The sequence below is a fragment of the Clostridium sp. Marseille-Q7071 genome, assembly GCF_965112025.1.
Genome location: NZ_CBCOPR010000001.1, coordinates 3,971,040 through 3,996,143, shown reverse-complemented (window position 1 = coordinate 3,996,143; position 25,104 = coordinate 3,971,040). Strand labels below are relative to the sequence as shown.

The window sequence follows — 25,104 nt, the reverse complement described above, 5'->3', positions numbered from 1 at the left end:
ATTTATCTATTTATTTCATTTAAAGCTAAGGGACGGTTCATTTTTATTTTCATTAAACAATATAATCTTATAAAATATAATTATGAACCGTTCCTTATAGAAGATATGAAAGAGGTGTAGATGATGAAAGAATGGTTAAGAAATGCTATGAGTAAAAATAAAAAATGTCAAAGAAGAGGGACTTCTTTTTTACTGCTACTTTGTATATTTTCCATATTATTTTTAGTTTCATGTACCTCAAAACAGTCAGAGAATGATGTTATAGAAGGAGGTATTGTAGAAGGATATATTACAATTATTCATGATATTTATCCACCGAAAGATGATGTCTTGAAAGTAATTGCCTTAGATTTAGAGCAAGCTACAAACTTTAGTGAAGAAGATAAGAAGATATTATTGGAACAGCTTTCAAAAGATTATTCAAGTGAAATAAAGCTAAAAAACAAAAAACAATTAAAAGAAGAGGGATATATAAACGAAAAAGGATTTAAAGATGGAGTTTTAATTAAAATTGATAAAGTGAGCAATGAACCAAGTGGTAAGGGATTTAAATATTCTATTACTAGATGGCATGGTCCCAAAGGGGCAATTGGATACAATAATAGTATAATCTTATATGAAAATGATACATGGAATATTCGAAAAGGGATTTCGTGGGAGGCATAATATAGATAAACTTTATACAATTGAAAATTGGCTATTGACAATGGAAAATTATGGATATTTCTCTTTCACAAGAGAAGTTTTAAATTCATTTATTTTAAAAGTGACAGAGTCACTTTTATTGAAAAATCTATTTAAAGAAATTAATTTATAAAGAATTAATTTCAACCATAATTGTCAATTATCCATTCTCAATTCTCAATTGCATAAGATGCTCCTTAGAATGTGGAGCATCTTATTTTTTATTAAGTAAATTATTGAAGTTTACCGCCTTCAATGATAACTTCTTTAGAATCAACATCTTTTCCGTAGGCAGGAAGTAAAGTTTCGTCATAAGCTTTTTGAATAAAGTTTTCTTTACCAAGCTTTGTTAATTCATCATTAATCCAATTAAGAAGTTCTGTATTACCTTTTTTTACAGCAGGTGCAATTGTATCTTGATTTCCAAGGCTAGTAATGCTTGTTGTATAGCCTTTATTTTCTTTTGCCCAAGAAAATAGTAGTGTGTTGTCATGAGCAAGTGCAGCGCCACGACCATCTTTTAAAGCTTGGAATGCTTCTGTATTTTGTTCGTATTTTAATAATTCAATATCTGGGTAATTTTTTGTGAAATATGCTTCAGCAGTTGTACCTTTATTTACAATAAGTTTTTTACCTTTTAATTGATCTACATTAGTTATAGGTGCTCCATCAGGAGAAACAACACCTAGTGATACTTTCATGTAAGGATTAGCAAAATCAACTTTTTCTTTTCTTTCATCAGTTACAGTAAAGTTAGCAAGAAGAATATCAACCTTATTAGATTCAAGATATTCAACTCTGCTTGCAGCTTCAACTAATACAAATTCAACTTTATTTTCATCACCAAGTAAATCCTTTGCAAATTGTTTTGCAATGTACACATCAAAACCTTGATTTTTCCCATTAGAATCTACATAACCAAAGGGTGGTTTGTCACTAAATACACCAATTCTGACTTTGTCATTTTTCTTAATTTGTTCAATTCCAGTTGTAGTATTAGAGTTTGAGCAGCCAGCTAATATACCCATTACAAGAATAAGAGTAGATAATATGTATAATATTTTATTAGATTTTTTCATTATAAAGCACCTCTTTCAAAATTAAATATATTTAAGAATCCTTTTGCACGTTCTGTTTTAGGATTATTAAAGAATTCTTCTGCAGTGGATTCTTCTGTAATTTTTCCTTTATCGATAAATATAATCCGATTAGCTACAGCTTTTGCAAACTCCATTTCATGAGTAACGATAATCATTGTCATGCCTTCTTCAGCAAGTTCTAGCATGACATCAAGTATCTCGCGGACCATTTCTGGATCTAATGATGCAGTTACTTCATCAAATAGCATGATTTCTGGATTCATACAAAGAGATCTTACAATAGCTATTCTTTGTTTTTGTCCACCTGAAAGCTGCCTTGGGTATGCATCTTTTTTATCTAGCAATCCAACTCTCTCTAATAATTTTAATGCTTGATTAGTTACCTCGGACTTGTCCCTTTTTTGCACCTTTAAGGGTCCAAGCAAAATGTTCTCCATTATAGTCATATGAGGGAATAGGTCGTAGTTTTGAAAGACCATTCCAATTCTCTCTCTAATTGAATGCCATTTTGTACTATCTTTATTAATTACTTGACCATCTAATTTGATTTGACCTGATTGAATTTCTTCTAGTCCATTAATGCATCGTAATAGGGTACTTTTACCACAGCCAGATGGGCCTAAAATAACAACAACTTCTCCTTTATAAACATCAAAAGAAATGTCAGATAATGCCTTTGTACCATCATATTGTTTATTTAAATTTTGGATTTCCAATAACTTATTTTGGAATGTCATAACATCACCTCCTTAGTTCTGCCACTTTTTTTCTAATGTTTTTGAGAAAAGAGATATAGGATAGCAAATTATAAAATATAGAAAAAATATAAATCCATAAACCCAAAATGATGCTGATGGATTTTTAATAATTGATGCTTCTATTATTTGCTGACCTACTTTTAGGACTTCAACAACTCCAATAAGCACCACTAAAGATGTTGTCTTTATCATACGAGTAGCAAGATTGATAGCCGCAGGAATTAGACGACGTAATGCTTGTGGAATAATAATATAAAAGTAAATTTGAGCATCAGTAAGCCCAATTGCTTTACCACTTTCTTTTTGATGTTTTGGAAGTGAGGTAATGGCCCCACGTACAATATCGCCCATCTCAGCACTTCCCCATAGGGTGAACACAAGTATAGAAACAAGCTCACCATCTAAATGTATGTTCAATATCTTAGTAAGTCCAAAGTAAAAAAGAAACAACCATACTAGTACAGGAATAATTCTTACTGCTTCTAGATAAATTCTTAGTATAAATCTTATAAGTTTATTATTAGATGTCATAAGAATACCCAAAATGACACCAAGTATTAAGGAAATAGAAATAGAAATAAGTGCAATTCGTGCAGTTACCCATAGTCCTCCAAAAAGTCTAGATAAATTAGTTCCCTGAAAGAAAACATTAATTCCCAAGCTCTGCATAACGTACTCTCCTTTCAATTAGGGTAAGTAGGAGTGATAATGGCAATAAAATAATTAAATAAGCTCCTACAAGCATAACTAGGGCTTCTGTTGTTTTATAATACATTCCAATTAAATCTTTAGTTACAAACATTAAATCAGCAAGGGCAATAGCACTGACAATTGATGTTTCTTTTAATATAAAGATTGCATTAGCACCTAGGGCAGGTATTGCAACTGTAAAAGCTTGTGGTAATATTACATATCTAATCAGTTGTGCCTTAGTAAGTCCAATGCTAAGACCAGATTCAATTTGAATTTTGTTTACTGCTTCAAATCCACTGCGAAATGCCTCAGCCATATAGCTTCCCCCTAGAAAGGCAAGGCTAATGACAGCACAAGTATAGGCTTCAAGCTTTATACCCATCTTAGGTAATCCATAATAAAGGAAGAAGAGTTGGATTAAAAGAGGGGTATTTCGTGAAAGTTCAATATAACCGCTAACAATATGCCTTAAAACTTTCACTTTGTAATAAATGATTAAACTACAGATAAATCCGATAAGTACTGACAACACAACACCCCAGAAAGCTAGAGTAAGGGTTAGCTGTGTAGCTTTTATGTAAAGGGGAATATTTTTTAAAATAAAATCAATGTCCATATAACTCACCTCCTAAGGTTAAAATGTATAATACATATATGTTTAGTATGAATAAGATTGTAGCTCTGTAAAGATGAAAAGTCAATAGGTTTTCAAAATTCATTTTTATAATACATATATGATTAGTATGATATTGACTTTAATATTATTTATAGGTAACATATAAATAATATTAAACAACTATGAAATGGGTGAATATAGTGAGAATATCAGCAAAAGGACGTTATGGTTTGGCAGCAGTGATTTATATGGCACAACTTCATCAAAATGGAGAGTACATTACAATTGTGAAAATATCGGAAGCACTTGGTTTATCAAAAATTTATTTAGAGCAGACATTTTCATTATTAAAAAGAGCAGAAATAGTTACATCTATCAAGGGTGCACAAGGAGGATATAGATTGACACGAATGCCTAGATATATAACCGTATTTGAGGTTTTGTCAGCGATCGAAACTTCTTTATTTGAAAAAACAGAAGAAACTGTTGAGAACAAAGTATCAGCACTAGAATCTGCTATGCAGTCATTCGTCTTTGAACCACTTGATAATGCAATTGAAACAAGTTTAAAAAAAATTACATTATATGAATTAGCAAATGAATATGAAAAACAAAGAGAAGATAATGACTTTATGTTTTTCATTTAGTCATCATAGCTAACACTTGTTACCAAATAAAAACTGAAGAAGATATGTTTATATTATTTTATGAATGAAAATTATAACATTACAATACAAACTCCAATGGGAGTAGAAAAAGATACAATTACTTTTGTAGTTGATGGTGACGTATTAAGCGGCTTATTAAATATTATGGGTGAAAAAAATGATTTTTCCAATGGAAAATTAAATGGAAATGAATTTGAATTCTCAGGAAAAATCAAAAAACTTATTAAAAAATACCATATATAGCAAAAGGTTCTGTTGAAGGAGATATATTAAATGTTATTGTAGACACAGAGCATGGTAAATTGCCTATAAAAGGAACTGATATAAAATAATAAAGCAAAACTTTTATAGCTATTAAATATAAATATCATTAACAAAAATAAATTTAAAAGCGTCACAAATTAGTGACGCTTTTTTTAGTATTGCTGGCATGGGGCATAGCGATAGCTATTAGTTTAAAATAAATGAATATGTAATATAGATTTTTAAAACTTAAATAAGTAGTGATAGGCTAGATAAATTAATTTGATGTTAGTTATATGAAAAGTATTTATTAGTTCTATAAGTAATATTGACATAACATGTAAAATATGTTATAAAAATAATAGCTGTTAGCACTCAAGGGAAAAGAGTGCTAATAATCATGCTATATGAAAACAGCAGAGTGCTTAATAATAGTTAAATTAATTTTTAAAAAGTAATTTAACTGATAATATAACTTGTTTTCAAAATTTTATAATAATTAGCTGAAAGGTCACATTCATTAAAAACAGGATGAAAGACTTTTATTTGTATATATTTTTTATTGTGAAGGGAGAGATTAAATTTGGAAACAAAACAATTTAAGGCAGAGTCTAAGAGACTTCTAGATCTTATGATTAACTCAATTTATACTCATAGGGAAATTTTTTTAAGAGAACTTATTTCTAACGCCAGCGATGCAATTGATAAAATTTATTATAAGGCATTAATGGACGAGTCTTTGACTTTTGAAAAAGATGATTATTATATTAAGGTAGCTTCTGATAAAACAACTAGAACAGTAAGAATTTCTGATACTGGTATTGGAATGACAAAAGAAGAACTTGATGATAATCTTGGGGTTATAGCAAAAAGTGGGTCTTTACAATTTAAAAAAGAAAATGAATTAAAAGATGGATATGACATAATCGGGCAGTTTGGAGTAGGATTCTATTCTGCATTTTTAGTAGCTGATACTGTTACTGTTATAAGTAAAGCTTTTGGTAGTGATGAAGCTTACAAGTGGGAATCTAAAGGTATCGATGGATATACCGTTGAACCATGTGAAAAAGATTCTATTGGTACAGAAATAATACTTAAGATAAAAGAAAACACAGAAGATGAGAACTTTGATGAGTATTTAGAGGAATATAAACTACAGTCTATAATTAAGAAGTATTCTGATTTTATTAGATATCCAATAAAAATGGACATAACTAGAGAGAAACTTAAAGAAGGTACTGAGAATGAATATGAAGAGTATCTAGAGGAACAGATTGTAAATAGTATGGTTCCTATATGGAGAAAGAATAAAAACGAGCTTACCAAGGAAGATTATGATAACTTTTATTCTGAAAAGCACTACGGATTTGATAAACCAATAAAACATATTCATACCAGTGTTGATGGTGCTGTAAGCTATAATGCAATTTTGTTTATTCCAGAAAAAACACCATATGATTTCTATACAAAAGAATATGAAAAAGGTTTAGAGCTATATTCAAATGGTGTTCTAATCATGAATAAGTGTGGAGATTTATTACCTGATTATTTTGGATTTGTTAAAGGTATAGTAGATTCAGAAGATTTATCTCTTAACATATCTAGAGAGATATTACAACATGATAGACAATTAAAACTTATTGCTAAAAATATAAAAACTAAAATAAAAAATGAGTTAGAAAACATACTAAAAAATGAGAGAGATAAATATGAAGAATTCTACAAATCTTTTGGAACACAATTAAAATATGGCGTTTATAGTGATTTTGGAAGCAATAAAGATGTGCTGCAAGATTTATTAATGTTTTATTCTTCAAAAGAGAAAAAGATGGTAACTTTAGCTGAATATGTTTCTAGAATGCCAGAAGATCAGAAATATATTTACTATGCTGCTGGTGAATCAAATGAAAGAATTGAGAAACTACCACAAACAGAAATTGTATTAGATAAAGGATATGAAATATTATACTTTACAGAGGATGTAGACGAGTTTGCTATAAGAATGCTGATGAAATATAATGATAAAGAATTCAAATCTGTATCAAGTGGTGATTTAGGTATAGAAATGGAAGAAAACGAAAAATCAGCTAGTTCAGATGATAAGGACAATAAAGAACTTTTTGAACATATGAAAGATATTTTATCAGATAAAGTAAAAGATGTTAGAGAATCAAAAAGATTAAAGAATCATCCAGTATGTCTATCAAACGATGGTGAGCTTTCAATTGAAATGGAGAAAATTTTAAATGCTATGCCTAACAATGAAAATATAAAAGCAGATAAAATTTTAGAAATAAATACAAATCATGATGTGTTTAAGTCATTAAAAGAAGCTTATGAGAGTGATAAAGACAAGCTTAAATTATATACAGATTTATTATATAATCAAGCATTACTTATAGAAGGATTAACTATAGCTGATCCTGTAGAATTTACAAATAATATATGTAAAATAATGATATAGGCAAAAAGCATGTAATGCTTATTTATAATTGATTCTGAAAAATAAACAAATAAAAACCTAAAAGTCTATATAGATTTTTAGGTTTTTATTTGTTCCAATCTTAATTTTTCTATGGATTTCTTAATAAATTATTTAAAAACAGGAGCTTGATATATATTATTAAGTTTACATTAAACTAAATAATATATTGTTTTAGATAAAGAATTCATTAAAATGAATTGATTCTAAAAATAAAAAGAAATATAATTTAAATAAATGAAAGTGAATTGCAATATCATTATTAAAAAATCTTAATTTTATCACACAACACAGAATACTCGGTACTTCAGTGCCAAGATGAATGTGCCATAAATTTCTCGTTGGAAATATAGAGAAAGACTTAAAGAATATAATAAATCAACTTGCAAATGATAATGGAATAACCATTGTAGAAATGGAAACCGACAAAGATCATATACATTTGCTAATAGAGTGTACTCCACAACATTATATACCTAATATTCTAAAATCATTAAAAGGTGTATCTGCAAGAAGAATGTTTCAGTTACACCCAGAACTTAAGAATAGGCTATGGGGTGGACATATGTGGAACCCAAGCTACTTCGTAGCGACTGCATCAGAAAATACAGAAGAACAAATAAGAAAATATATTCAAAATCAACAGAAAAAATAAAGGAGGAATTTCTTTAGTGGCAAACTACGTTTTGACACTTCCATTGAAAACGGAAAAGTGGCAAGAAGATATATTAGAAAAAAGATTAAATATTGCTCGTCAAATCTACAATGCTTGTCTTGGAGAAATTCTTTCAAGATATAGATTAATGAAAAGACAAAAAGAATATGATCTTACAATGAAAATGGAAAAAGGTAAAGAACGTAATGCAATATTCAATAAACTTAGAAAAGACTTTGGTGTAACTAAGTTTGACCTAAACAAGTTTGTAAAGCCTATGGGGCAAAAGTTTAAACAAAACTTAGGTTCTCAAATGGTTCAAGAAATCGCAGAACGTTCTTTTACTTCTTTTGAAAAATTAATGTTTGGAGAAGCAAAGAAAGTTAGATTTAAAGCCTATGGCGAGTTCTATTCTGTACGTGAAAAAGGAAATATCACAGGCTTTAGATATTTCGAAGATAGAAATGTAATGGAATGGCTTGGGTTAACAATGCCAGTAATCATAAAAAGAAATGACGAGTATGCACATCAATGTTTTTTAGATAAATTAAAGTTTTGCAAACTTGTCAAAAAAGTTATCCGTGGTAAAAATATATATTTTGTTCAAATGACTTTTGAGGGTGTTCCACTACAAAAGAAAAACCGTAAGGTCTCTACTAATGAAAATGCTCGTGTGGGTTTAGATATTGGTACTTCTACTCTTGCTATCGCAAGTGAGAAAGAAGTTAAAATATTAGAACTTGCAGAAGATATAAATATAGACGAAAAACTTAAAAGAGTTCTTCAAAGAAAACTCGATAGACAACGTAGAGCAAATAATCCCAATAAATACAGTGAAGATGGCACAATTAAAGTAGGAAATCGTGAGAAATGGGTTCAAAGTAAAAGTTATATCAAAACTAAACTTGCACTTGCAGAAATTCAAAGGAAAATAGCAGATAAGAGAAAACAATCTCATAATAAACTTGCTAATCACATACTTTCTCTTGGCCTTGATGTAAGAGTTGAAACTATGAATTTTAAAGGACTTCAAAAAAGAGCAAAAGAAACTACTGTAAATGAGAAAACTGGAAAGATTAATCGCAAGAAAAGATTTGGAAAACCTCTTAGTAACAAAGCACCGAGTATGCTTATAGCTCTTATAGATAACAAACTTCAATACTACAGTCTTTCAATTAAGAAAATAGATACTTACAAAGTTAAAGCAAGTCAATTTGAACACTTTACAGAAACTTATGTTAAAAAGCCATTATCAAAACGTTGGAACAAATTTGAGAAAGGAAATATCCAAAGAGATATGTATTCTGCATTTCTAATAATGAATACAAAGGATAACTTAAAAGAAGTAGATATAGATAGAGCAAATGCAACTTTTGAAAACTTCTTCAAGCTGCATAATAAAGAAATAGAAAGAATTAGAAAATTAGATAAAAAACAAATAAGTAGCATAGGACTATAAAAGTCCATGCTACTTTGGGGCATATAGTTTTGAACCGAGCCAATATGATAAACCCCGTAGGGTGATAATAGTTTCAACGGAAACTTTGCCCGATAAAGTCTTAGGGAAACCAAGCCAGTATTTGGTGTCAACCGATATTGCTTTAGCAATTATCGGCTATCCAAAAGAAGTTTGGGTAGTACCTAAGAACCTTACGACTTTAGTCGTAAGAGGTTCAGGAGAATAGGAGGTGATAATTTTGGAGATTAAAAAAGATATAGTAGACATATATTACAAACATGTTGAAGCAAAATATTGTTGTAAAACTTCAGATGAATTATTAGGAAAGAAATATGTTATAGGAAAACAATTTGGTGTAGGAAATTTTTCAAGGATGAGAATAGAAGATGGATTGGAAATATCAAAAATTGACATTGACTATAAAATGGAGATGGCTTTTAATAACAGGGAATTTGATGGAGATATTTTAGAATTGGGATATTGTTATAATGGTAACATGAAAATTTTTTCAATGCCTGATAATAAAAAGTATACACTGGAAGCGGGAAATATGTTTATTTATAAGGCATTAAATGATGTGGACTATTTTAAGTTTAGACATAATAAGTGCAAGATTATATCTATTCAAATGAATTTTAACACCATTAAAAGTGCTATAAATCCAATATGGGAAGATAAAGTAATAATAGATTGGGAAGAGAATATAAATAATATATTTAAAGAAAATATATTAGTAATTGAAGAAGCTAGCTATGATATAAAAAAAATAGCAGAACAAATAGAATTTATTTCAATTAAAGATATAATGAGCTATATGAATCTTAAATTGAAAACAATAGAGTTTTTAGCTACTGTTCTTGAAGAGAAATCTAATAAAAGAGTTTTAGAGAATTCAAAAGATCGAAGAACAGAGATTGTAACTATGGCTAAAGATATAATAAATAAAAACCTTCAAAATTCACCATCTGTTAAAGAATTAGCTGATAGTTTAAACATAAGCTTATATAAATTGCAAGAAGGATTTAAAAATGCTACAGGGTATACTGTTTATGAATATATACAAAAATTAAAAATTGAAAAAGCAAAACATTTATTAAAGAATACCAATATGTCCATTATAGAAATTGCAAACGAAGTAGGATATGAAAATCCAAGTAAATTTGCAAATCTATTTAAACGCTATAATAATATAACTCCATTGAAATACAGAAAATTATAATAAAAAAGTTAGATAAGTAGTTCTAGCATTTTCTTAAATAATATACTAGAAATGTTTCAAGTTTAACAAAAATCATATGTTTGATTTTTGTTTTTGGAGCATTTTTTATTTTTTTGGAGCAGATATTGATAATGATTATCAATTATAATTATATTGTAAATATGTTGGATATGTTTTAAAACTTTATAGAAAGAAGGGATATATATGGGATTATTTAGCTAAGTTTAAAATAAGATTTAAAATAAAATTATATTTTAGGAGGAGAAAAAATGAGAAAGAAATCAAACTTTGCATTTCTTCTTGAGGTATCTGGCAAAGAAAAAAATAAATTATATATATCTGCTATATTTAGTGTAATAAGTTCTCTTCTTGCAATAGCACCGTATATTCTAATGTACAATATAATACTAGAATTTTTTAAAGTAGAAATGAATTATGAAAAAATTAGATATTTAGCTATAGTTGTGGGAATTGTTGTAGTGGTTAGAATGATAATATTTTTAGCATCAGGAGTATTTTCTCATGTAGCAGCATTTACAATACTTTACGAGCTTAGAATGAAAGCTGTAAATCATATATCAAAATTAAACATGGGATTCTTTACAGAACATACTATTGGAGAAGTAAAAAAAATTATAAATGAAGATATAGAGAAGCTAGAAAATTTCATAGCACATCAAATTCCAGATTTAGCTTCAGCAATTGTTACGCCAATTATAGTCATCTCTTATCTTATGTATTTAAATTGGAGATTAGCATTGGTTTTATTTATTCCAATTATTCTAGCTTTTATAAGTCAAATGGCTATGTTTAAAGGTATGAAGAAAAGAATGGTGAAGTATCATCATTTACTTCAAAGACTCAATTCAACCATAATACAATATATAAATGGAATAAATGTAATGAAAGCATTTAATCTATCTGCAAAGTCTTTTAAAAATTATAAAGATGTTACAGAGGAATATGCAGATTATTGGATTGATGTAACCATGAAAAGTGCTCCACTCTACGGAATATTTTTAGTTCTTATAGATTCAGGACTCTTATTTATGATACCTATAGGTGGAATTATGTTCTTAAATGGAAGTATAAATGCTTCTACCTATATATTATTCTTAATTTTAAGTGCAAACTTTCTTGCTTCTTTTAAGCAGTTGCTAGAATTTGGAGGAACTTTTTCAATGCTTTTAGAGGGAGCAGGAAGGGTAAGAAGTATTATTGAACAAGAACCTCAGATGTCAGGAAGTAAGATTATAGATAAAAATTCTAAGGGAAAGATAGAATTTAATAATGTTACATTTAAATATGATAAAAAAGAGATTATAAAGAACTTATCCTTAACTATAGAATCTAAAAATGTAGTTGCACTGGTCGGACCTTCCGGTTCAGGAAAGACTACATTAGCTCAATTATTAGGAAGATTTTGGGATATACAAAAAGGGAGTATTACAATTGATGGTATAGACATAAGAGAAGTTAAGATGGAAGAGCTGATGGATAAAATATCTTTTGTATTTCAAAATGTCTTTATGTTACAAGATACTATATTAGAAAATATTAAGATGGGGCTAAATAAAAGTGATGAAGAAGTTGTTGAAGCTGCTAAAAAGGCACAAATTCATGATTTTATAATGACATTACCTAAAGGATATAATACGTCTCTTGGAGAAGATGGAGTTAAGCTTAGCGGAGGCGAAAAACAAAGAATATCTATTGCTAGGGCAATATTAAAAGATAGCCCTATTGTAGTTCTTGATGAAGTAACTTCATATTCAGATGTAGAGAATGAGGGGAAAATACAAGAAGCTCTTAGAACATTATTAAAAGATAAAACAGCTATAATAATAGCTCATAGATTATATACAATAAAGAATGCAGATAAAATTATAGTTTTAGAAGAGGGGAAAATTTTAGAGCAAGGAACTCATAGTTCTCTTATGAAGAAAAATGGACTATACAGGCATCTCTGGGATATGTATGACTATGAAGCTATAGAATCAGAAAGGGGAGCTTGATATGCTTACTGATATAAAGAAATTATTAGGTGAAGAGAGTAAAAAACTTAGAAAGCCTATAATTCTATTGACTATAGATACTTTATTTCATATGTTTTTTTATTCAATGTTATATTTTGTATTGCTTGATTTAATCAAAGAGGATTTAAACTTCTTAAAAATTAAAAAATATTCAATAATGATGGTGGTTGCTTTTATTACTAGAGCTTTAGTTAATGCAAAAGGATATACTGGCATACAAGCTAAAGGAGCTCGTGCTATAGAAAATATGCGTATTTCACTGGGGGATCATATTAGAAATATAAATTTAGGATTTTTTAATAAAAATAGTATAGGAAGCGTATCTAATATAATGACCAATGATTTACAAGACTTTGAGAATGTAATAACCCACAGTACTAGTGACCTAATAAAAACAGTATTTCTTAGTGTATATCTTCTTATAATGACTTTCTTTATCGATTTACAATTAGGGCTTATTCAATTAATAGTAGTATTTATTGCTATGCCGATTATTTATGTGGGAGGAAAGAAAGTTACAACTATAGGAAATCAAAAGAAAAAGGTAATGAATGAAGTTATATCAAGATTAGTCGAATATATTAATGGGATACAAGTATTTAAATCCTATAATTTAGTAGGAGAAAAATTTCAGAGATTAGAGAAATCTTTTAGTGACTTTAAGAAAGAAAGTATAAGAACAGAGGTCGCAATTGTACCTTTTGTACTAATCTTTCAAATCATAGTTGATTTAAGCTTTCCAATATTACTACTTATGGCAACAACAAAATTTGGAGCAGGAAGTATTGGAAAAATAGAATTTTTAACATTTATTATAATAAATATAGCGCTTACAAACGTATTACGAGGGTTTGGAGCACAATATGGAGTATTTAGATATTTTAAATTAGCATCACAAAAGTTGATAGATACATATAATCAACCTGAAATGAGCTATAAATATGAAAATTTAGATTTTGATAATTATGATATTGAATTTGAAAATGTAGACTTTAAATATGAAAAAGGAGAAAATACTATAGACAATTTAAGTTTTAAAGCGAAGGAAGGGACTATGACAGCTTTAATTGGCCCTTCTGGCTCAGGAAAAACTACAGTTATAAGCCTTATAGCTAGGTTTTGGGATGTTAATAATGGAAGTATAAGAATTGGCGGAAGAGATATAAAAGATATAAAACCAGATTTATTATTAAAGCATATAAGCATGGTTTTTCAAGAGGTCTATCTTTTAAATGATACAATATACAATAATATAAAATTAGGGAATCCAAAAGCTACTAAAGAAGATGTAATAAGAGCAGCTAAAATTGCAAATTGTCATGAGTTTATAGAAAAACTGGATAATAAATATGATAGCTTAGTTGGAGAAGGTGGATCTACTCTATCAGGAGGAGAAAAACAGAGAATATCAATAGCTAGAGCTATACTAAAGGATGCACCTATAATATTATTAGATGAAGCTACAGCATCTTTAGATGCAGATAATGAATTAGAAATAAGAAAAGCCATAAAGAAACTTACAATGAATAAAACAGTTATAGTAATAGCTCATAGATTAAATACTATAAAGGATGCTGATCAGATTATAGTTTTAAATGAAGGTTCTTTAGAGGAAAGAGGGAATCACAAACAGTTAATGGAAAATAAAAAAAGATATTATAATATGTATAATGAAATGGAAAAAGCTAAAAACTGGGCAATATAATTTATATTAGGTGATTATTAGCATGCAGCAAAAAGCGCCATTTTCTATAGGGGATATTTTATGCCTTTTTTATAAGTGAATATTTACCTATTAATACAAAATTATATTTTGAATAATAAATGTGAGAATCATAATACTTAATGAGCATATATTTTATAAAAGAGAAACTGTCAAGCTAAGTGTACACTTAGCTTGTTTTTCATTAAAATCTTATAACTATGTCTCATATTCAAGATATTTTTGTGATTTATCATTTAAAATATTTTCTTAGCTATAACTTCTTCTTAAATTATAGTTGAAAAATCAATTATTAACTTCATTAGTATCATGATACTATCAACTATAGGAATCAACGAAATATATACTTACATTTAGTCCTTTTATATTATAAGCTACTTAGAGTGAAGATAATTATAAGGTTTTTATAGCTAATTAGTTTCACACATAAAATTGCAATTATTATACAAATAAATTTAATGTTATTTAAAATCTTTGCAATTAGCAACTTATTATAATAAAATATATGCATAAAAAGAACGAATAATGTAGTAAGTTTATATATTTGTATTTAAAATTAAAGTTATATACAAAAATATTTTCTATATTAATCTTAAAAATATAAAGAAGATACACGCTAAGTTTTTAAGTAGTATGTTTTACAATGAAGTTTAATCATTTAATAATTCAATTAAAGGTGTGCCGTCTATAAAATAAATCTATTATACTTATTCCATTAAATTGTATATAATCAGTTAGTGTTAGATATGTTAGTAAGGCATCTTCAAAAAATAATAGACCAGTATGTTATCCTATTTTTCATCATACTGCGTTGTCAGAACCTACTCATAGCACCACTATGAACAGGACCTGACGCCTTGTCTGATGTAAAATATACTAACATCTTTGGTTTATAATTTTGTTTCAGATGCCTAAATATCAGGTTTATTCTTTATATTTAGAAGGGAAGTGCTTTAATTGAGAAAGGAAGAAATGACTCCTAGGGAAAGGATGGATGCTTTTGCTAAAGGGGAAGAGATAGATCGTGTAATTTGTATTCCTGATATGGGAGTTACTATGGCACCTTTTATTGGAGTCACAGCTAGAGAGTATTATCATTCAGCTGAACTTATGGCAAATTTAGAAATAGCTTTATTTAGAAGGCTTGGTCATGATAGTGTGGGAATTTCCACTAGTCTTAGAGGAGTTGCTGAGGCTATGGGTTCTAAGGTAGGCTATCCTGATTATGGTATTTCATATTTATTGGAACCAGCTATTAAATCTGTAGACCAAATAGAATCTCTTAAAGTTGTCAACCCGCTAAAGGACGGAAAATTACCAATTTTAATTGAGGCATTAAGGCTTACTAGAGATGCACTTATAAAAGAAGTAGATGTTGGTGCGGCAATGTCTGGTCCTTTTAGTGTAGCAGCTTCTGTAGTAGGAACAGAAAATCTGTTAAAATGGATGATCAGATGTCCTGAAAAAGTTCATACTTTAATGGAAATAGTATCAGAATCTAACAACAGATATATAGAAGAAGTAGCTAAATTAGGTTTATCCATTGGGTTTGCTGATCCAGTTTCATCTAATAGTCTTATAAGTCCAAAACAATTTAGGGAGTTCTCTTTACCTTATCTTCAAAAAAATGTAAACAAGATAAAGGAGAAGACTGGTAGTGCCCCTAGTATACATATATGTGGAAAGAGTAAGGAAATTTGGGAAGATGTTGTTTCCACAGGAATTTCTAATTTCAGTATAGATAATATAGAGGATTTAGAAGAGGCTAAGGAAGTAATGGGAGATAGAGTTATAATCACAGGAAATGTTCCACCGGTTGATGTAATTCATAAAGGGACTAGAGAAGATATTTTTAAATCGGTAAAAGAGTGTATTAAAAAGGGATATGATTCTAAGAAAGGTTATATTTTAAGTACAGGCTGTCAAATTCCTATGAATACTCCAATTGAAAAAATTGAAATGTTCATGGAAGCAGCTAAAACCTATGGTAAATATCCAATAGATTTGAATTTATTGATGAAAGATTAAAAAAACAAGGGGGATATTAAAATGAAGAATCTTAATGAAAAAAAAGGTAATGGATTAGCTTTATTACCTTTTGGTATTTTTATATTTGTATATTTATCTTCGGGTATTATATTACAAGCTCAAGGGGTTGAAATGGCATTTTATCAATTTCCAGCTCCAATAGCAGCACTTATAGGAATAATATTTGCTTTTATTTTAACAAAAGGCTCTTTAGATGATAAATTTAACATATTCATTAAAGGATGTGGTGATGAAAATATAATTACCATGTGTATTATATACTTATTAGCAGGAGCTTTTTCTACAGTTTCTAGCACCATGGGTGGTGTTGAATCTACAGTAAATCTAGGGCTTACTTTAATACCAGCTAATTTTATTACTGTGGGAATATTTATAGTATCTGCATTTATTTCCATTTCAACTGGGACTTCTGTTGGTACTGTTGTAGCTGTAGCTCCTATAGCTGTTGAGTTAGTGGAAAAGGCAGGATTAAGTTTACCTCTAGCATTAGGTGCATTAGTAGGAGGAGCTATATTTGGGGATAATTTATCTATAATATCTGATACAACTATAGCTGCAACTAAAACTCAAGGGATATCTATGAAGGATAAATTTAAAGCTAACATGGGCTTTGCATTACCAGCAGCTTTAGTTACGATAGTGCTTTTGTTGATATTTGGAAAACCAGTTAACACCCCAGAAATTCAAGAATACTCTTTCAACATAATTAAAATAGTTCCATATGCATTTGTATTGGTTACAGCTTTAACAGGAATGAATGTATTAGTAGTACTAACTGGTGGAATTGTACTATCAGGATTAATTGGAATCTATTATGGAAGCTTTACATTACTAGGATTATCTCAAGAGATATACTCAGGTTTTACAGGAATGTTTGATATTTTCTTATTATCTTTATTAACTGGTGGCTTAGCTAATATGGTATCAAATGCTGGAGGACTTGATTGGTTATTATATAAAGTAAAAAGAAAAATAAAGGGCAAAAAATCCGCTCAATTAGGTATAAGTGCGTTAGTGGCTCTTACAGATATAGCTACAGCCAATAATACAGTTTCTATAATTGTTAATGGCCAATTAGCAAAGGAAATATCTAAAGAGTATGAAGTAGACCCAAGAAAAACAGCATCTCTTCTAGATACTTTTTCGTGCATAATGCAAGGCTTAATACCTTATGGCGCTCAATTATTGATAGCAGCAAGCTTTACTAATGGCTTGATAAGCCCTGTTCAAATAGTGCCTTATATATGGTATTGTATGATATTGGCTGTGTTTGCGATTCTATCAATATTCACTCCTTTTGGAAATAGATATTTAATAAAAAACTCTTGGAATTTTGAGAAAAGTACACCAATGGATGAAGTAGCAAGCGAATAAATTAACCAGCATAGTAAATTTTTAGGCTAAGAAAAACAATAAATATAAGTTTAATTGATGAAATTGAGCTTAGATATATAATTGATAAGAATTTTTATAAATGATAGTTATGGCTGGTCGAAGTTAGAATCACTAATTTTGACTAGCTATTTTATTAATAATTGTATGGAATAATCTTTAAAGAAGATATACCATTTTTAAAAGTAAACTCTAAATTGGAATTAATAAAGAATATTATTAAGATATAATTTCTCTTATATTAAGTTGCACCTATGGAATTATAAATATTAAGTATTGCATTAGTGTGTTGTCGACACAGAAAAAAAGAGCAGATTAGACCTTTTACAAAATAAGATATTGAGAGCTTAAATAAATATATTATTTTGTATATTTGTTTTAAATAAGAGATAGAATATTAAAAACAGATTTTTAAAAAAAGTTTTTAACATTCTATTGACAACTCTTTTAGTTGTAACTATAATGGTTACAACAGGAGGAGTTAAGCATGAAAATTAGTAGTAGATTCTCTGTAGCAGTCCATATACTATCCATGTTATCTATGGAAAAAGATAATTTATGTACCTCAGAATGGATTGCTGGCAGTGTAAATACAAATCCAGTAATTATTAGAAGAGTTACTGGAATGTTAAAAAAAGCTGGTATTGTTAACGTAAATCCAGGTAGCGGAGGAGCATATCTTTTAAGACCTATAGAAAGCATTACTTTGCTCGATATATATAAGGCAGTAGAGGTAGTTGAGGAAGGGCAGCTTTTTCAAATACATGAAAATCCCAATCCAAAATGCCCTATAGGTGCTAATATTCAACTTGTGCTAGAAATTATATTACTTAAAGCTCAAGGGGCAATGGAAGATGTATTAAGAAACGTTACAATGAAAGATATTGTTGAAGGATTGTTGGAAAAGATTAAGTAGAATTCAGCTAAAGATTTTTAACATCGATGTAACTACTATAGTTACATCGAATATACTACTATTTTTTTATGCTAGTTGTAACTGTTTTGGTTACAACTAGAGAATAATAAAATTATATTGAAAGGATGATTATTTATGAAAATAGCATTAATTGGAGCAAACGGGAATGTGGGAAAAGTTATTTTAAAAGAAGCATTATTAAGAGGACATCAAGTTACAGGAATAGTCCATAATATATCAAAAGTCGAAAGTACACAGGATAACTTAAAGTTTATTGAAGGAGATATATTTGATGAAGAAAGGTTATCAAAGGCTATCGAAGGAAATGATATAGTTATTAGTGCTTTTGGACCAAAACATGGAGAAGAAAAAAGTTTAGTAGATGCTACTAAGAGTTTAATAAATTCAGTAAAGAAAGCAGGTGTACCTCGTCTTTTATCAATGGGTGGCGCTGGAAGTCTTCTTGTAGAAGGGGGCATTAAGCTGGTTGAAACAAAAGATTTTCCTTCAGACTGGAAGCCAATTGCATTAGCTCATGGTGAGGCATTAGAACAGTACAAACAAGAAAAGAATCTTAATTGGACAAATTTAAGTCCTGCTGCATTTATAGAACCAGGAAAAAGAACAGGAGCTTATCGTACTAGTGAAGATTACTTAGTAGTAGATGAAAAAGGTGTTAGTCGTATTTCATTTGAGGACTTTGCTTTTGCTATGCTGGATGAAGTTGAAGAACCTAAGTTCTCACACAGAAGATTTACAGTAGGATATTAATTTAATTGTGAGGGAGAAATATATGAAAATAAAAATATATTACGTTATGGATATTATGTGTGGATGGTGCTATGGTTTTAGCGATGTTATAACTAAGATACATGAAAAGTACAAAGAAGTTTATGATTTTAACATTTTACCCGGAGGTATGTGGATAGGTGATAATGTTAAAACTATGAATCATAGCTTAGGTGATTATATAAAAGGTCATAATAGGAGAATAGAAGAATTAACTGGTAGAAAATTTGGAGAAGGGTTTAATAAAAATATATTAGAAAATAATAATATAGTTTTAGACAGTTTTCCAGGAGCTAAAGCAGTGGTTTTAATCCAAAGATTAAAAAAAGATATAGCTTTTAATTTCCTTGAAAAAATCCAAGAAGCACTTTTTATAGAAGGAAAGGATACTAATAATTTAGAGACATATACTGAAATAGCTGAGAGCTTTGGAATTTCTAAAGAGGAATTTGAAAAAGAATTTCTATCAGAAAATTTAGCAGAGGAAACATTTAAATACTTTAATATGGTTTCCGAAATGGGTGTAGCAAGTTTTCCAACAGTTATTGCAGTAGAAGGAGACAATGGGAGAATAATCTCACAAGGATATACTAATTTTGAAGAATTAGATAAAATTCTAAGTTAGTTTGTTTATAGTAAAAAGTATAATTAAAATAGAAAAAGACCATGAATATCATTTAAGCAAATGAATTTCATGGTCTTTTATGTTTTGAAACCTTCAATAATAAGTTGCCTTATGATTGAAGATTGAGATTATCAGTTTTTTACTAAAAGGGCTAAGGGAGAATTAAAATTGAATAACGAATCTCTTTGGAATTTTTTAGAATCCATGATGGAAACATATACTCTATATATAGAAGAATTAAATAGACTTCAAAGGGCACTTAATTATATGGATTTATAAATCCAATAAGGCACTAGATATATTAGTATCTGATGCTTTATTTTGTCAAAATTTAAAAGGAAATATAAACGATATATAGAAATATATCATAAAGGACGGTTCATAATTATATTATTTTATAAGAATATGATAAGAATGTCTTTATGTATTATGAGCAATTGCAAGTAGAATTAGAGAATGATATGGATTATTTCCTTCAGTTATTTAATAATACAAAGAGCTAGGGTAAATTTAATGGAAAAGACGGTGATACCTTGAATAAGAACTTTATAATTGAACAATGTAGAAGGCTAGAGGTTATACATCAAGAAGAAAGTGACAAATTGAAAGAAGAGGAATTAAATAACAAATGGATATTCATTCATAATGATGGCCATAAAAAAATGATGGATTATTTTGTGAATTTTCTTAAAGATACAGATAATATAGATAAAAGAGTAGCTAAAAAGTGGTTAAAGAAAGCCCAAAAAAAATCTAATGATATTATTAAAAATTTAGATGAAAAATACAATCACTTTTCCAATGATGAAGTTATGAATCAAGAGGATGAAAGAATTTATCATATAAATGACGGTGCTATCTGTATTGCTTATACATTAACTAATATTATTAATAAGAAAAGATACATAAGTAAAACTAACTAGAGTGGAAGGATTTGATTACAATGTTTATACAAAGAGGTTATCGTACAAAATTAGGAGATATTCACATACCTATCAAGGTTGATTTTAATATTGCTGGACCATCAGAATATGATATTAGTTGTTTCGCTGTGGATAAAAATGACCAGCTATATGATGATATGTACATGATTTTTTATAATCAATTAAAGTCACCAGATGATGCAATTTGCATGAATGGAACTACATTTAATGTAAATTTAGCTAAATTACCTTCTGAGGTTGTTAAGCTTGTGTTTACAATTAGCATTGATGGTGATGGAACTATGGGGATGATCCATCAAGCTAACATTAAATTATCACAACTTCATCAGGAAGATTTGGAGCTAAATTTGACAGGTAGTAATTTTAAAGATCAAAAAGCAATTATTGCTATTGAGATATACAATAAAAATGAATGGAGAATGAATGCTATAGCAAATGGTTTTAATGGTGGTCTTTCTCAACTATTAAAAGAATATGGTGGAGTAGAGAAGGAAGATGATGAGCCTACACAGCCTATAGTATCGCAACCAGTACCAGTTATCCAAACTTCAAAAATTTCATTAGAGAAAAAGTTAGAGAAAAATGCTCCACAACTTGTAAATTTAGCTAAACCACTAAAATTAGCATTAGAAAAAAATAAAGTTCCGGATATAGTTGCAAAGGTAGCGCTTATACTTGATATATCTGGATCAATGACTAGGATATATAAAAATAGAACGGTTCAATCAATTGTTAATAAAATATTGCCTTTAGCCATACAATTTGATGATAATGAAGAATTGGATTTTTGGTATTATGGAACCAAGCCAAAGAGGATGGACAACGTTACTATGTTCAACTATTATAATGCAGTTCCAGTAGATTATAAATCTTTGATGCTATCTCTTGGAGGTGGGAATTATGAACCTGCTGTTATGAGAGAAATTATTGAAGAATATCGTAACAGTTCTATACCGGCCTATATTATATTTATTACTGATGGTGGAGTAGGAGCTAAAAGAGAAATTGAGAGTTTGGTGGTGGAATCATCACAATATCCTATATTTTGGCAGTTTGTTGGAGTTAGTGGTTTTGGGTATGGAATATTAAAGCATTTAGATACAATTAAAGGTAGAGTTGTAGATAATGCTAGTTTCTTTGCTCTAGATGACTTTAACAAAGTTTCAGATAGTGAGTTGTATGATCGCCTGTTAAAGGAGTTTCCAAGTTGGTTATCTGAAGCAAAAAATAAAGGAATTATTAGAAGATAACTTAGAAATTAAAAATTATATTTGCTAATTTAAAAAAAGAGGGAACGATAGTTATTTGCTTTTTCTTAATGGACAACCATTAAGAAAATTTTAAATATCACTATAGGCTTTGATGAACTCTAATACTTTTTACATATAGTATTTTTAACATATACAGAAGTAAAAAATAAAGAAGCTGTTTTAAAGAACAACTTGAAGAGTACTAAAGACTAGCTCTACAAGCTTATCAGAACGGAAATTTGATCAATTTTGCTCTAAAATAGATAACTAATTGTATTAAGAGAATTATTTACAATTAATTATATTGTCACATACATGAAAAAGAAAAAGGACTAATTATCTTTACAATTTAAAGGATATATCTTAATTTAAGATATATCCTTTTTCATAAGAAATTAAGGATTAATAATTAAGAGTGAAGAATTTAGGATGAAATTCACTAAGTGCGAATTTCTTAAAATAAAATTTATTCTAAAGAACTCCAGAGGCTTTGACGGTGGAGTTTTAATCATAGATTCTAATTCTTTATTAATATTAATTATTTTACTATAAGACATTATAGAACCATTGATATAATAAGGTTCTTAAATAGTTTTATACCATTTATTTGAAAAAAATATAAATTATAGTGAAATTTACAGGAAAAAAGTCTTTAAAATTGTTAATTATTATGGTAGTATTTGTTTTGGAAAGCTTTAGCATATATGTTATCTGCATTGATTATTTAGCTATTCTCAATGAAAGGTTACTATATTATGTTAGAGTTTTTTTAATTGTAAATAATGTGAATTAAATTGACTAACAAAATAGATTATTACATATATAAACATTTAGTTTAACTTAGTAAAAGTTCTTTAAGATAATTTTCTAGGTTTAATAATAGAAGATTAAAAAGTATTTATCCAATTAGAAACATTGACTGTAATTATAGTCGTTAAATCTAGTTCTGCTCTAGTACATATCATTTTTATGTAATTATTTAAGTGAGAAAAAATAATTATATATAAAGTAATGAATTTAAATGAAAGGGATAGATTTATATATAGTAATAATTATTACTATTAACTAAAACTCTTTATAAAAGGTGAGATGATAATGGAAGATATAAAAGGTAAAAAAAGCAAAGTGAAATTAATCAGTCTTAGTGCCATAATTATATTATTTTTAGTATATATAACTGGATGTAGAAGTGGTTTATGGAAAAAGGACTTAAAAGAGAAAGACACTTCTCCACCTAAGATAGAGACAAATGAAAGTATACCTAAATATGACGGAGAAAAAAGTAAGGCTATTTCTTATGTATATACTACAAAGAGAGAGTTAACTCTTACTTTTAGTGGTATGGGGGATGAAAATATGATGAAGCAACTTCTTGATGAACTGGACAAGTTTCAAATAAAGGCAGTATTTTTTCTTCCAGGAATGAGAGTAGCAGAAGAACCAGAAATTGCAAAAGACATATTAAAAAGAGGACATGAGATTGAAAATAATACCCTAAATAGAGTGGATTTAACTGGGTTGAGTTATCAAAATATATATAAGGAAATACAGAAAACTAATGAAATAATTAAAAAAGAAACAGGAGTAAGTCCAAAGTATCTGAGAACTAAGTCTGGAAGCTACAATGATGATGTATGTCTAGCTGCTGCACAGAGTGGATTGGAAGCTATTATTACCTACAGTGTTAATCCTAAGGACTGGGATATGAAAAGTGCAAAAGAGATTGGTGATTATATAGCAAAATATATTACTCGTGGAGGGATAATAGCTTTAAATGCTGATAAAAATCCGGCGGTTATTCAGTCAATTCCATTAATTGCAAAAGCCGTTGATGATGTAGGATATAAACTAGTGCCTTTAAGTAAATTACTTGAAGGTAGCTATGAGAGAAAACCACTTCAGTCTATAAAAGGATATGATGCAGCTAAAATAAATGAAAAGATTGGAGAAAGTCAATACGACATTGTATATAAGGTAAATACAGATAAAAAAGAAATTGCCCTCACCTTTGATGATTGGGGTAGAGATATTACAATAACAAAAATATTAGATATTTTAGATAAATATAATATTAAAGCTTCATTTTTCTTAAGAGGTAATGGAGTTGAGAAGAACCCGAATTTAGCAAAAGCTATTGCTGAAGCAGGACATGATGTTGCTAATCATACTTATAGCCATCCAGTAATAACAAATATAACACCTGAAAAATTACAATATGAGGTTGTAAAGTGTCATCAAGTACTTACTGAAGCAATTCAACAGCAGCCAAAGATGTTTTTTAGACCTCCTACTGGAGAGATTAATGAGGCAACAGCTAAAATAATAGCAGATTGTGGATATAAAACAATTTCTCTATTTGATGTAAGTCCACATGATTGGGATGTAAAGAATAGTGCAGAAGATATTGTAAACTTCATTCTTGAAAACACAGATAAGGGAAGTGTCATCTTACTTCATCTTCAAGATGAGATTAGTACTGTGGAAGCATTACCGGTTATAATTGAAAACTTGAAAAGTATGGGATATTCTTTTGCTACAATATCTGAACTTATGAATAAATAAGATATAAAATTAGATTAAGTTGATATATATACCAGCTGCAAAACTAATATATATGTGAAAATAATTGATATTTTTTAGTATTATAGTTGAAACTATTGAATTCACAATTCATAGCTCACAATTCACAATTGTGGATATTTCTCAGCAAAAGCTGAGAAATTTAAAATTGATTTATTTTTGAAGTTACGAGGTAATTTCTTATAAAAACTAGTAGCTGTAGTTTCTCCATAGTATTGGTTAA

Annotated in this window: 20 protein-coding genes and 1 pseudogene; 17 read left to right on the top strand and 4 right to left on the bottom strand. The window is 28.8% G+C overall.

All coding sequences use genetic code 11. From position 1 onward, the window contains the following. Positions 1–123 precede the first annotated feature (123 nt). On the top strand, positions 124–666 hold the full coding sequence (locus ACWPW7_RS18975) for a hypothetical protein (protein WP_454054781.1): 543 nt from the start codon (positions 124–126) through the stop codon (positions 664–666). A gap of 251 nt (positions 667–917) precedes the next feature. On the opposite strand, the gene ACWPW7_RS18970 is transcribed toward ACWPW7_RS18975, so the two are convergent. The 4 genes from ACWPW7_RS18970 to ACWPW7_RS18955 are packed head-to-tail and all read right to left on the bottom strand — an operon-like array spanning position 918 to position 3,851. Next, positions 918–1,763 carry a cysteine ABC transporter substrate-binding protein gene (locus ACWPW7_RS18970; protein ID WP_454054780.1) on the bottom strand — a complete coding sequence of 282 codons (846 nt, stop codon included), beginning with the start codon at positions 1,761–1,763 and terminating at the stop codon, positions 918–920. Further along, positions 1,763–2,521, bottom strand: coding sequence for an amino acid ABC transporter ATP-binding protein (locus tag ACWPW7_RS18965; RefSeq protein WP_454054779.1), 759 nt, complete (start codon positions 2,519–2,521; stop codon positions 1,763–1,765). Before ACWPW7_RS18965 ends, ACWPW7_RS18970 begins: the two co-directional genes overlap by 1 nt. 12 nt (positions 2,522–2,533) lie before the next feature. Then, positions 2,534–3,211, bottom strand: coding sequence for an amino acid ABC transporter permease (locus ACWPW7_RS18960; RefSeq protein ID WP_454054778.1), 678 nt, complete (start codon positions 3,209–3,211; stop codon positions 2,534–2,536). Further along, positions 3,192–3,851, bottom strand: coding sequence for an amino acid ABC transporter permease (locus tag ACWPW7_RS18955; RefSeq protein WP_454054777.1), 660 nt, complete (start codon positions 3,849–3,851; stop codon positions 3,192–3,194). Before ACWPW7_RS18955 ends, ACWPW7_RS18960 begins: the two co-directional genes overlap by 20 nt. 200 nt (positions 3,852–4,051) lie before the next feature. Between ACWPW7_RS18955 and ACWPW7_RS18950 the strand changes: the two genes are divergently transcribed. From ACWPW7_RS18950 to ACWPW7_RS18875, 16 genes and pseudogenes are all read left to right on the top strand, one after another. After that, positions 4,052–4,498 carry an RrF2 family transcriptional regulator gene (locus tag ACWPW7_RS18950; RefSeq protein WP_039633635.1) on the top strand — a complete coding sequence of 149 codons (447 nt, stop codon included), beginning with the start codon at positions 4,052–4,054 and terminating at the stop codon, positions 4,496–4,498. Between the two features lie 60 nt (positions 4,499–4,558). Beyond that, complete coding sequence (locus tag ACWPW7_RS18945; RefSeq protein ID WP_454054776.1) at positions 4,559–4,762, top strand: hypothetical protein; 204 nt, start codon at positions 4,559–4,561, stop codon at positions 4,760–4,762. A gap of 583 nt (positions 4,763–5,345) precedes the next feature. Then, on the top strand, positions 5,346–7,226 hold the full coding sequence (gene htpG / locus ACWPW7_RS18940) for a molecular chaperone HtpG (RefSeq protein WP_454054775.1): 1,881 nt from the start codon (positions 5,346–5,348) through the stop codon (positions 7,224–7,226). A gap of 349 nt (positions 7,227–7,575) precedes the next feature. Then, positions 7,576–7,899: pseudogene (gene tnpA, locus ACWPW7_RS18935) on the top strand (IS200/IS605 family transposase); the annotation flags it as partial. Positions 7,900–7,915: 16 nt separating this feature from the next. Continuing rightward, a complete protein-coding gene (locus tag ACWPW7_RS18930; RefSeq protein WP_454054774.1) occupies positions 7,916–9,358 on the top strand; it encodes an RNA-guided endonuclease TnpB family protein in 1,443 nt (480 codons plus the stop codon). Between the two features lie 238 nt (positions 9,359–9,596). After that, positions 9,597–10,577 (top strand): helix-turn-helix domain-containing protein, encoded by a 981-nt coding sequence (locus ACWPW7_RS18925; RefSeq protein ID WP_454054773.1) that lies wholly within the window; start codon positions 9,597–9,599, stop codon positions 10,575–10,577. 269 nt (positions 10,578–10,846) lie between these two features. Further along, positions 10,847–12,592 carry an ABC transporter ATP-binding protein gene (locus tag ACWPW7_RS18920; RefSeq protein ID WP_454054772.1) on the top strand — a complete coding sequence of 582 codons (1,746 nt, stop codon included), beginning with the start codon at positions 10,847–10,849 and terminating at the stop codon, positions 12,590–12,592. A 1-nt stretch (position 12,593) separates the two neighbouring features. Beyond that, positions 12,594–14,318: an ABC transporter ATP-binding protein gene (locus ACWPW7_RS18915; protein ID WP_454054771.1), complete on the top strand. Its 1,725-nt coding sequence runs from the start codon at positions 12,594–12,596 to the stop codon at positions 14,316–14,318. A gap of 975 nt (positions 14,319–15,293) precedes the next feature. Further along, on the top strand, positions 15,294–16,364 hold the full coding sequence (locus ACWPW7_RS18910; RefSeq protein ID WP_454054770.1) for a uroporphyrinogen decarboxylase family protein: 1,071 nt from the start codon (positions 15,294–15,296) through the stop codon (positions 16,362–16,364). Positions 16,365–16,385: 21 nt separating this feature from the next. After that, the gene (locus ACWPW7_RS18905) at positions 16,386–17,759 is read left to right on the top strand and encodes a Na+/H+ antiporter NhaC family protein (RefSeq protein WP_454054769.1); all 1,374 of its coding nucleotides are present in this window, start codon (positions 16,386–16,388) and stop codon (positions 17,757–17,759) included. A 505-nt stretch (positions 17,760–18,264) separates the two neighbouring features. Further along, a complete protein-coding gene (locus ACWPW7_RS18900; RefSeq protein WP_039633649.1) occupies positions 18,265–18,693 on the top strand; it encodes an Rrf2 family transcriptional regulator in 429 nt (142 codons plus the stop codon). A 135-nt stretch (positions 18,694–18,828) separates the two neighbouring features. Next, positions 18,829–19,464 (top strand): NAD(P)-dependent oxidoreductase, encoded by a 636-nt coding sequence (locus ACWPW7_RS18895; protein WP_454054768.1) that lies wholly within the window; start codon positions 18,829–18,831, stop codon positions 19,462–19,464. A 22-nt stretch (positions 19,465–19,486) separates the two neighbouring features. Beyond that, positions 19,487–20,107, top strand: coding sequence for a DsbA family protein (locus tag ACWPW7_RS18890; protein WP_454054767.1), 621 nt, complete (start codon positions 19,487–19,489; stop codon positions 20,105–20,107). Between the two features lie 533 nt (positions 20,108–20,640). Further along, positions 20,641–21,030, top strand: a complete 390-nt coding sequence (locus ACWPW7_RS18885) for a transporter (RefSeq protein WP_454054766.1) — start codon at positions 20,641–20,643, stop codon at positions 21,028–21,030. Between the two features lie 20 nt (positions 21,031–21,050). Next, positions 21,051–22,301, top strand: coding sequence for a VWA domain-containing protein (locus tag ACWPW7_RS18880; protein ID WP_454054765.1), 1,251 nt, complete (start codon positions 21,051–21,053; stop codon positions 22,299–22,301). Positions 22,302–23,396: 1,095 nt separating this feature from the next. Next, on the top strand, positions 23,397–24,863 hold the full coding sequence (locus ACWPW7_RS18875) for a polysaccharide deacetylase family protein (protein ID WP_454054764.1): 1,467 nt from the start codon (positions 23,397–23,399) through the stop codon (positions 24,861–24,863). Positions 24,864–25,104: the final 241 nt, after the last annotated feature.